The sequence below is a fragment of the Sphingorhabdus sp. genome, from assembly GCF_044357595.1.
Lineage (GTDB): Bacteria > Pseudomonadota > Alphaproteobacteria > Sphingomonadales > Sphingomonadaceae > Sphingorhabdus_B.
In genome coordinates this window covers 75,384-85,094 of sequence record NZ_JBIKPH010000003.1, presented here as the reverse complement: position 1 = coordinate 85,094, position 9,711 = coordinate 75,384, and the positions used below count along the sequence as shown (strand labels likewise).

Here is a 9,711-nt window from a genome sequence, read left to right as displayed (position 1 = left end):
AGGAGAGTATTGAGTATCCGCATCCGTTGTTGGAACCGGTGTTAAACGAGACCTATGGTATTTTCGTCTACCAAGAACAGGTCATGCAAGCCGCGCAGATTCTTGCAGGCTACAGCCTTGGGGAAGCGGATTTGCTTCGCCGTGCGATGGGTAAGAAAATTCAGGCCGAAATGGATGCGCAACGCGAACGTTTTGTCAGCGGTTGCGCCACCCACGCGATTACACCCAACCGCGCGAACGAACTGTTCGATTTAATCGACAAATTTGCTGGCTATGGTTTTAACAAAAGTCACGCCGCCGCATATGCTGTGCTCGCTTATCAAACCGCTTGGTTGAAGACGCATCATCCTGAAGAATTTTATGCTGCATCGATGTGCTTTGACATGCACCAAACCGACAAGTTGGCGATTTTCATGGACGATATGCGACGGCTTGACGTTATTTGTTTACCGCCTGACATCAACCGAAGCGAGGCCGAGTTTATCGTTGAAACGAACGCGCATGGTGAGCATGCCGTGCGCTACGCACTGGGCGGCATTAAAAATGTTGGCGAACGGGCCATGGAGATTTTGGTCACGGAGCGCGTGTCATCTGGGCTGTTCAAAAGCCTTGATGACTTTGCCAACCGCGCAGACCCCAGCCAAATCAACCGCCGCAGTCTTGAAAATCTGGCAGCAGCAGGTGCCTTCGATGCGTTAGAGCCAAACCGCGCTTCCGCCCATGGAGCGGCAGAAACGCTGTTGGCTGCGGCACAGTCGGCGCGGGATTCGCGCGAAAGTGGGCAGGGTGGTCTATTTGGCGAGGGCGGGTCAGACATGGCTGCGCTTCGGATTGATAGCAGCCTATATTGGGCGCCTGCCGAGCAAATGAATCAGGAAAAGGACGCGTTCGGCTTCTACTTTTCTGCACATCCTTGCTCGCAATATGACGCGCTTGCCATCAGCCATGGTGCAAAGTCCTATTCTGTTTGGCTCGAAAGCGGTCCAATACCAGAGGGCGTTCGGAGGGCAGCTACCATGTCAGCGCTTATTGAGGGAGTTCGTTGGCGCGAATCGCGCAAAGGCAAGCGCTTCATGATTGCGGATTTTTCTGACAATAGTGGCCAGTTTTCGGTACGCTGCTTTGACGAAGCTGTTGGAATGCAGCTGGCCGAATGGGCGAAGGATGCGGAATGCCTTTTGCTCCATTGCGAAATGGATATGCGGCCAGGGGATGAAGCTCCAAATTTTTCCGTAAAAAGCGTTAAGCCAATGAGCAGCCTGACGAGCTTATCGCGGCTGAAGATGCAGTTGGACGTAACAGCTGAGGTCGCGTTATCGCAGCTTGCGCAAATGGTTGCACCGCTGGACGGCGGCCGAAGCGAATTGGTTATAAAGACGCGCGCCGAAGATGGTCGGTTGGTTCAGATTGTCCTGGGCCGCCGATACCAGATCGATGCGTCCTTACTCGATCAAGTTCGGGCAATTGACGGCATTGAAAATGCAGAGCTTGCGCCCCTGGGCCCAGTTTTGGCATTAGTGCATTGATTGCGATATAAACATTGAATAAAAAATACGTCAGCTTCATTTGACGACGCTTTGTGAGGGAGAGAATTTGATGCGTGGCACCATGCAGGATTGGGACCTTCGCGTTCCCCATTTGATTGACTACGCAGCGCGCGAGCATGGTAAGCGCGAAATCGTGACCCGTTGGACCGATGGGACGATGGAGCGGACCAACTGGGCAGGGGTCGCGGGAGAGGCGCGTAAGCTGTCGCAAGCTTTTACCGCTCTTGGCCTTCAAAAGGGCGATCGCATTGCCACCTTTGCGATGAACCATCATCGGCATTTGGCGGCTTGGTATGGCGCAATTGGTTTTGGCGGGGTTATTCACACCGTTAACGTGCGGCTATTCGACGAAGACTTGATCTACATCATGAACCATGCCGAAGATAAGGTGCTGATGTATGACGCGATGTTTCAGCCCATCATTGACCGGTTAAAACCGCATCTGAAGACCGTCGAGCATTACGTCATCTTTGATCGTGACGACAGTTATAGCGCATTCATCGCTGCGCAAGATGGCAATTACGAATGGGCAACCGGTGACGAGCGCGATGCTTGCATGCTCTGCTACACCAGCGGCACGACGGGCAACCCCAAAGGGGTCTTGTATCAGCACCGATCAACCGTGTTGCACGCAATGGCCGAAATCGCTCCATCCATTTTTGACCTCAGCCCTCAAGCAGTCCTGCTGCCAATCGTTCCAATGTTCCACGCCGCGAGCTGGGGGCTGCCCTTCGCAGGCGCCGCCTCTGGTGTAAAATTTATGTTTTCGACTACCAATGATGCGGCAACCTTGCATGGCCTGATGCTTCAGGAAGGCGTCACGCATAGCGCGGGCGTGCCGACGGTCTGGCTTGCGATGTTTGCGCATTTGGATGCAGAGGCCGCGGCTGGTCGCGACGCGTCGCTTGGCAAATTGCGCCTTGTTACCATTGGCGGTTCGGCCGCACCGCGTGCTATGATCGAGCGCTTGATGAAGTCTGGGGTCCGTGTGGCCCACGCGTGGGGCATGACAGAAACGTCGCCCATTGGCACGATGGGTGCGCCAACGCCCAATTGGGATGATTTAACACTCGATGAGCAGATTGATGCTGTATGCAAACAGGGGCGCACGCCATTTGGCGTTGAGCTGCGGGTGATTGACAAGGATGGCAATGTAGCGCCGCGCGATGGAGTGACATCCGGTGCTCTGCAAATTCGGGGACCTTGGGTCATTAAGCGTTATTTCAAGGCAGAAGCCGACGCTGTTGATGTTGATCAGTGGTTTGATACGGGCGACGTTTCGGTACTTTACCCCGACGGCACGATGCAAATTACTGACCGGGTCAAGGATGTCATTAAGTCCGGTGGTGAGTGGATCAGTTCAGTCGAGCTTGAGAATATCGCGGTTGGTTGTCCAGGTATAGCAGAGGCAGGTGCCATCGGTATTGCGCACCCCAAATGGGACGAGCGGCCCGTTCTGATCGCTGTGAAGAAACCAGGCGCGGAGGTCGACGAAGCAATGGTGAAGGCCTATCTGGCGGAACGCATCGTCAAATGGTGGATGCCCGACCGGGTTCTGTTCGTTGACGAATTGCCGCACACAGGCACAGGTAAAATTCAGAAAGTGGCACTTCGCCAGCAATTCAAGGACTTTGTGCTGGAGGATTGAGAAAAAGAGCACGTTGTCCTTTACCTAAAATAGGCTGAGATTTGACGGCAGAAGCAGGTGCCTCATGGCTTCATTTTGCCCGTTGCTCATGAATGAGAACAAAAAGAAACAGGCTAGACTTCGCGCAATCGCGGCATGAGTTCGACAAAGTTGCAGGGGCGATTGCGGCTATCGAGCTGATGCACCAAAATCTGATCCCAACCGTCCTTTACTGCGCCATTGGATCCGGGCAGCGCGAAAATATACGTCCCACGGGCAAGCACAGCGCAAGCTCTCGATTGAATTGTGGATGTGCCAATGCTTGCAAAGCTCAGCCAACGGAACAATTCCCCGAAGCCAGGAATTTCCTTAGTTTTTACGCGGTCCAACGCCTCGGGCGTCACGTCCCGTCCGGTTAATCCCGTACCACCTGTTGAGATGACAACGTCGACTTGATCGTTATCTATCCAATTGTGCAACCGTGCGGTAATTAACGTTGTATCGTCGCGTAAGATGGTTCGGTCGACGATGTTGTGGCCAGCGGCGATGATCCGTTCGGCCAAAATGTCGCCGCTGGTGTCATCGTCAATACCGCGTGTATCGGAAACTGTTAGAAGCGCGATATTCACGGGCTTAAACACCCTATCTTTATCGAGTGGCAATAGCGCCTCCTAAAATTCGGCGCGCAGTAACGTTGCCATTGGCGTCTGGAAATTTGGGCCACATATACTGAGCTAAACCTTTCAAACTTCCCGATGCTTTTTTCTCGCGCATCTCGTAAATCCAGTAATTGCGTAATATTATCGATACGTAACCACGTGTTTCCCAATAGGGAATGGACTCAATAAACAACAAAGGATCACCATTGTCCCGAATTTCGCTGTTCCAGCGTATAAGCGGCGAGGGGCCGGCATTATAAGCTGCTATTACTTTGGGAAGCAGGCCACCTGTCGCTGGCATATCACGCAATTTTTCAAGGTAGGACTGCCCATACTCCAGGTTAACAGAGGGGCGGTCGAGTTCAGATGCAGCAAAGGCTGCGCCCCGCGCGCGCGCCATGTCTTGGGCTGTTCCTGGGCGTACTTGCATCAAGCCGCGCGCCCCAGCGGGGCTGATGACGTCTGTACGGAAATTGGATTCCTGCAGCGTATGGGCATAAACCAAAGCAGGCGTCACGCGCCAGCCGCCACTGGGTTCCCAATTGGGCATCGGATAGCGCGCCATGGCGTTGCTTTGATCCCGCGACGGACCATAATGGCCGAGCCAAAATTGCGTTGATGCCAAGTTTAGCGCGCCAGCCAATTGCGCGAGGTTTGCGTGTTGCCGCGCATCACCAATTCTCGCCTGATGGCGCAACGCGATGTCAGCCAATTTGTTTTGACCGATTTCTGCAAGCCCAACTGCTAGCGCAGCATTCTCTTGGTCTTTCAGGCTTGCCCAATCCAGTTTAGCCATTTTAGCCGCTTTGCTTGCTATTGGCACCATGCCGAGCGTTTCACTTGCGAGTATCCCGTAGAATGTTTCTGGAAACTGCGCAGCTTTTTGCATTTTGGGCTGAAAATATTGTGGTTGTTTTATCGCCATGGCCGCCCGTGCGCCCCAAAACAGGCCCGCCGCCTTCAAGTCGTCATTTACTGCCAGGCGCGATACATAGTCAAATGCTTCAAAAGCCGCAGCATATTCACGCAGACGCCAAGAAGCGAGACCGCTAACCCATGCAGCTTGTGTGCCCCAATCACCGCCCGCCAATTGGGCTTCGGCCGCAACCCGCTTTGCAGCCGCATCGTCATTTTCGATATAATAGGACCAAGCAACGCGATATTGTAATTCGGTCAATGCTTCGGGCGACAACTCGGCAGCCTTGGTTTCCAAAAACTGTTCTGCGGCCAGCGACTGATCATTTTTTATAAAAATCTGCAATTCCGCACGTATATCATCGCTCGCAATATTTGTCGGCAAATCGCGTTTTGGCGCGCCACCAAGCCATGAAAAGCGCCTGATTCCCGGCCGATTTGGCAAAACTTCTGCACCCCGTTTACGCGCCATGGCCCCCAACTGCTCCGCCTGTGGTAAAAATGGCGCGATCTCGAGCAATGCTTGTAACTGGGTGGCTTCAACCTTTGGGCTATTTGGCGCGACATACAGTTCAGCCCGCGCCATTGCCGACATGGGGCCTCGCGGGGCGGTGTCAATCAGACGTGTGGCTTCATCCCATCTCTCTGTTCGGATGGCATTATAGATTGCGGAAAACAGAACTTTTTCTTTTGCATTGAGAATATTTGGCGCGAGCTGAGGGGATGGGATAGCCCGAAACTCCTCGCTATTATTCCCAACTGCTGCCGAAAAGGGCGACGCAACCGCAGCAATTGCTAACCATTTGGACCTGAAACTCATTGCCCGCCCCTTTTTCCAAACATCTGCAGGTCTCTCCACGCCTCTGCCTTCATTGCAGGTCGCGCGATAAGGGTTCGCGGATGAAATGTCGCCAACACCGTTATGTTGAGACCATCATGATTGATACTCCGCAACTCTGTCCGCGCATTCATGAGATTTTCGTTTAACAGAGCCTTGCATGCGGACGCACCGAGTATCACCACCGATTTGGGCCTAATTAGCTTTATCTGGTGCATGACAAACGCTGCCAGCTCGGGAAAGTCGTGCTCGGGGACTTCCGCTGTCGACGGCATACTCGTTGCCATCCATGTGCAGAAGCAGTCGCTACTTTCTATACCGATAGCCCCCATCATACGGTGCAGCAGAGCAGCGTTGGCCCCGCTTGAAGTGTCCGAGGAACCGATAATGTCTGGCAAGTCTGAAACAATCATGACGTCACAGCTGTCTGGGCCAATCGGTGCATAACGCAAAGGACCATAGCCGTTGCCAGGGAGAGGAGCTCCATGTGTCACCAATTCGCGTAACGACGAAATGTCTTCCGGCCAGGCGACAGACGGAGCAGTGGACGCGGAACCTATTTCTGGCGTGGCAGACGTTTTTATAGGTGGTATGGAGGCGTTTGAAGGCGCTTCTTCTGCAAGCCAGTTGACGCTGGTTTCGCTAACAGCCGCGTCCAGTCCGGCAAGTTCCCACCAGCCAGTTAGCGATTCAACCACAGCAAATGCAGTAATTTCTCCCCGATCCCCCATAAATCCCTTCAGTCATCAGTTGACGGCGGGGTCAATTGCTTGGCATGGCAATTCCCACAAGCTGTTCGAATATCGGGATGGCCTGAATTACATGCCGGGTAAAGGATAAAGGCAATGAGTGAACGCGAGTCGATGCCCTATGATGTTGTTATTGTTGGCGCAGGGCCAGCAGGCCTTTCGGCTGCGATACGCATAAAACAGCAATCGCCTGACACCAGTGTCTGTATCCTTGAAAAAGGATCAGAGGTTGGCGCGCACATTCTTTCTGGTGCTGTCATCGACCCCAAGGCGCTTGATGAACTGCTGCCTGATTGGCGCAATATGGGCTGTTCGCTGGCCGATACGCCCGTGAATGACAATCAGCATTGGATTCTTACTAAGACCGGCAAGTTTAACATGCCGCATTTTCTGACCCCGGGCTTCATGCACAATAAGGGCACCTACACCGGATCGCTTGGTAATCTGTGCCGCTGGCTTGCGGGGCAGGCTGAAAATCTGGGTGTAGAAATTTTCCCCGGCTTTTCCGCGGCAGAAATACTTTATAACAGCGACGGTTCGGTAAAGGGTGTAGCGACGGGCGACATGGGCATCGCGCGCGATGGCAGCCATAAAGACGATTATATGCCCGGCATGGAATTACATGCGAAATATACTTTCTTTGCCGAAGGTGTGCGCGGACACCTATCCAAATTGCTAAAGCCGCAATTTGCGCTCGATAAAGACTGCGAGCCACAGGTTTACGGAATTGGCATTAAAGAATTGTGGGACATTCCGCTCGAGCAGCATTCCGCAGGCCGCGTGATTCACAGCCAGGGCTGGCCTTTGACTGATGCAAATGGCGGCGCGTTTTTGTACCACCATGCGAGCAATCAGGTGGCCTTGGGTTTTGTTGTTTGGCTCAACTATTCCAACCCTTATTTGTCACCCTTCGAAGAATTTCAGCGTTGGAAAACGCATCCCGAGATTAAGAAAATACTCGCCGGCGGCCGCCGCGTCTCTTATGGCGCGCGCGCGATCAGCGATGGTGGCTGGCAGTCGGTACCAAAGCTGGCTTTCCCTGGCGGTGCATTGATCGGGTGTTCGGCCGGTTTCTTGAACGTGCCGCGAATCAAGGGCTCGCATACGGCGATGAAGTCCGGCATGTTGGCTGCGGATGCCGCTGTTGAGGCATTGGCCGCTGGCCGCGAACATGACTCGCTGACATCTTATCAGACAGCTTATGAAAATAGTTGGATTTACAAAGAATTGCGAATGGTACGCAACGTTCTGCCGCTGGTCGAGAAATACGGCAATGTGGTGGGAACGGCGCTTGCCGGTATCAATATGTGGCTGGAGAATTTTGGTATCCGCATGCCGTTCACGATGAAGCATCATCCGGACCACAAGGCGTTTAAAAAGAAAAGCGCCGTCGAACGCATCGAATATCCGAAGCCCGATGGCGTGTTCAGCTTTGACCGTTTGTCATCAGTGTTCTTGTCGAACACCAACCACGCCGAAGATCAGCCAATTCACTTGCAGGTCAAGGATATGGACCTTCAAAAGACCAGCGAATTCATGGAATTTGCGGGCCCATCAACGCGCTATTGCCCTGCGGGTGTGTATGAGTGGATTCAGGAAGAAGGCAAAGACGCGCGTTATCAGATCAACGCCCAGAATTGTGTGCATTGCAAAACATGCGACATCAAGGATCCGAACCAGAATATCAACTGGGTGACGCCAGAAGGCGGCGGTGGGCCGAACTACCCTAATATGTGATTGGGGTAGCGCTTGGGCTGTTGGGCAGGGTTTAAAGGCGTTTTGTGGATCATTCTGAAGTTGCCTTTGCAAAAATCAATCTTGCCCTGCATGTTCGGCGGCGACGGGCAGATGGCTATCATGATATAGAGACGTTGTTTGCGTTTGCGCAAGGTGGCGACGTTTTACATGCGCATTTTTCAGATGCATTGAGCCTTGAAATAGACGGGCCATTCGGGAGTGGTCTCGCTGCAGATGATACCAATCTGGTGCTTCAGGTAGCTGCATTGTTACAGTCGCATTTTGGAGTATCGCAAGGCGCAGCCATTCAGCTTGATAAGCAACTGCCGATTGCTTCGGGCATTGGTGGTGGTTCCGCAGACGCCGCGGCTACAGCACGGCTTTTGAACCGACTTTGGGGATTGAATTTATCCGAACAAGCAATGGCCGACATCCTCGCACCCTTGGGAGCAGATATTCCCGCTTGCGTATTTAGCCGCCCAAGCTTTGGCAGCGGCACCGGTACTGAACTTGTGTTTTTGGACGATAGTAGCATCACCGCAAGGTATTTGCTGCTGGTTAGCCCGCTTCAGTCGGTTTCGACGGCAGCTATATTCAAGGCATGGGCCGGTGTTGATGGCGGCAAAGTTGGCCGTGGCGACATGTGGGACACAGCGTGTGTGAGCCGAAACGACCTAGAGCCTTTGGCTGCGGCGATTTGCCCCGTTATATCGGATATATTGAAACGTCTTTCTTCCGCTAATCCGGCCATCGTGCGCATGTCCGGGTCTGGAGCGACATGCTTTGCATTGTTTGACGATGCGGCGTCATTACAGACGGCAAGAACAACACTTAACCCGCAATGGTGGTCTATGGCCAGTATGCTGCGATGAAGGAGTCGCCGTTTGAGATATTAGGGACGCCGCGCAACGGTGGCTTCCTCATCATCGGTGATCACGCGTCAAACGATGTTCCTGACGATATTGTTTTTGGCATTGATCGACCGGTTCTCAACACCCACATCGCCTGGGATATTGGCGTTGCCCCTGTTGCGCGTTTGATAACGCAACATACGGGCTTTGCGGCCTATTTAGGTCGGTATTCTCGCCTCGTTGTCGACTTGAACCGTGACGAACTCGATCCTGCTGTGATGCCGCTTTCGAGTGATGGCATCGTCATATACGGAAATGACGTCGCGCCATATGAGCGGGAAGCAAGGCTGATGCGCTTCCACACACCTTACCATGACTATTTGAAGGACTTGCTGTCCGAACATAGGCCTGCGCTCATATTGTCACTGCACAGCTTTACACCAGCCTTAGAGAGCAAACCCAATGAGCCTCGGCCTTGGGAAGTCGGCGTGTTGTATAATGAACAGGCGGCGGCGTCTAAGCTTGCCATTCCGTTCCTTGAAAACGCAGGATATCTTGTAGGTGACCAATTGCCTTATTCGGGCAAGCTTCTGAACGCGACGATGAACCGCCATGCGGAGGCCAATGACATACCGTATATCGGCATTGAGATGCGGCAAGATTTAGCCTGCACACCCTCAGGCCAAGCAAGATTTGCACGCATATTGTCAGATATGTGCCATTTTGTGTCGGAACGACTTGGCTAACCAGCACAAAAACGCTTAAAGCACTGGCTTGAAACGGAGTGT

7 protein-coding genes and 1 pseudogene are annotated in these 9,711 nt (G+C 53.1%); 5 read left to right on the top strand and 3 right to left on the bottom strand.

What is annotated here, in order from left to right:
• Both ACIQ2T_RS01290 and ACIQ2T_RS01285 read left to right on the top strand, forming a co-directional pair.
• Positions 1–1,526: pseudogene (locus ACIQ2T_RS01290) on the top strand (DNA polymerase III subunit alpha); the annotation flags it as partial.
• A gap of 70 nt (positions 1,527–1,596) precedes the next feature.
• A complete protein-coding gene (locus tag ACIQ2T_RS01285) occupies positions 1,597–3,195 on the top strand; it encodes a long-chain fatty acid--CoA ligase (protein ID WP_397589236.1) in 1,599 nt (532 codons plus the stop codon).
• Between the two features lie 113 nt (positions 3,196–3,308).
• Here the strand turns inward: ACIQ2T_RS01285 and moaB are convergent, their stop codons facing one another.
• From moaB to ACIQ2T_RS01270, 3 genes are read right to left on the bottom strand one after another with little or no spacing between them, the layout of a single operon-like run.
• Positions 3,309–3,836 (bottom strand): molybdenum cofactor biosynthesis protein B, encoded by a 528-nt coding sequence (gene moaB, locus ACIQ2T_RS01280; RefSeq protein WP_397589235.1) that lies wholly within the window; start codon positions 3,834–3,836, stop codon positions 3,309–3,311.
• Positions 3,823–5,568, bottom strand: coding sequence for a lytic transglycosylase domain-containing protein (locus ACIQ2T_RS01275; RefSeq protein ID WP_397589234.1), 1,746 nt, complete (start codon positions 5,566–5,568; stop codon positions 3,823–3,825). Before ACIQ2T_RS01275 ends, moaB begins: the two co-directional genes overlap by 14 nt.
• Positions 5,565–6,317: a uracil-DNA glycosylase family protein gene (locus ACIQ2T_RS01270; RefSeq protein ID WP_397589233.1), complete on the bottom strand. Its 753-nt coding sequence runs from the start codon at positions 6,315–6,317 to the stop codon at positions 5,565–5,567. The genes ACIQ2T_RS01275 and ACIQ2T_RS01270 overlap by 4 nt, the downstream gene beginning before the upstream one ends.
• Before the next feature lie 114 nt (positions 6,318–6,431).
• Between ACIQ2T_RS01270 and ACIQ2T_RS01265 the strand changes: the two genes are divergently transcribed.
• The 3 genes from ACIQ2T_RS01265 to ACIQ2T_RS01255 are packed head-to-tail and all read left to right on the top strand — an operon-like array spanning position 6,432 to position 9,669.
• Positions 6,432–8,072: an electron transfer flavoprotein-ubiquinone oxidoreductase gene (locus tag ACIQ2T_RS01265; protein WP_397589232.1), complete on the top strand. Its 1,641-nt coding sequence runs from the start codon at positions 6,432–6,434 to the stop codon at positions 8,070–8,072.
• A 44-nt stretch (positions 8,073–8,116) separates the two neighbouring features.
• A complete protein-coding gene (locus ACIQ2T_RS01260; protein ID WP_397589231.1) occupies positions 8,117–8,944 on the top strand; it encodes a 4-(cytidine 5'-diphospho)-2-C-methyl-D-erythritol kinase in 828 nt (275 codons plus the stop codon).
• Complete coding sequence (locus tag ACIQ2T_RS01255; protein ID WP_397589230.1) at positions 8,941–9,669, top strand: N-formylglutamate amidohydrolase; 729 nt, start codon at positions 8,941–8,943, stop codon at positions 9,667–9,669. The genes ACIQ2T_RS01260 and ACIQ2T_RS01255 overlap by 4 nt, the downstream gene beginning before the upstream one ends.
• The last annotated feature ends 42 nt before the right edge of the window (positions 9,670–9,711 follow it).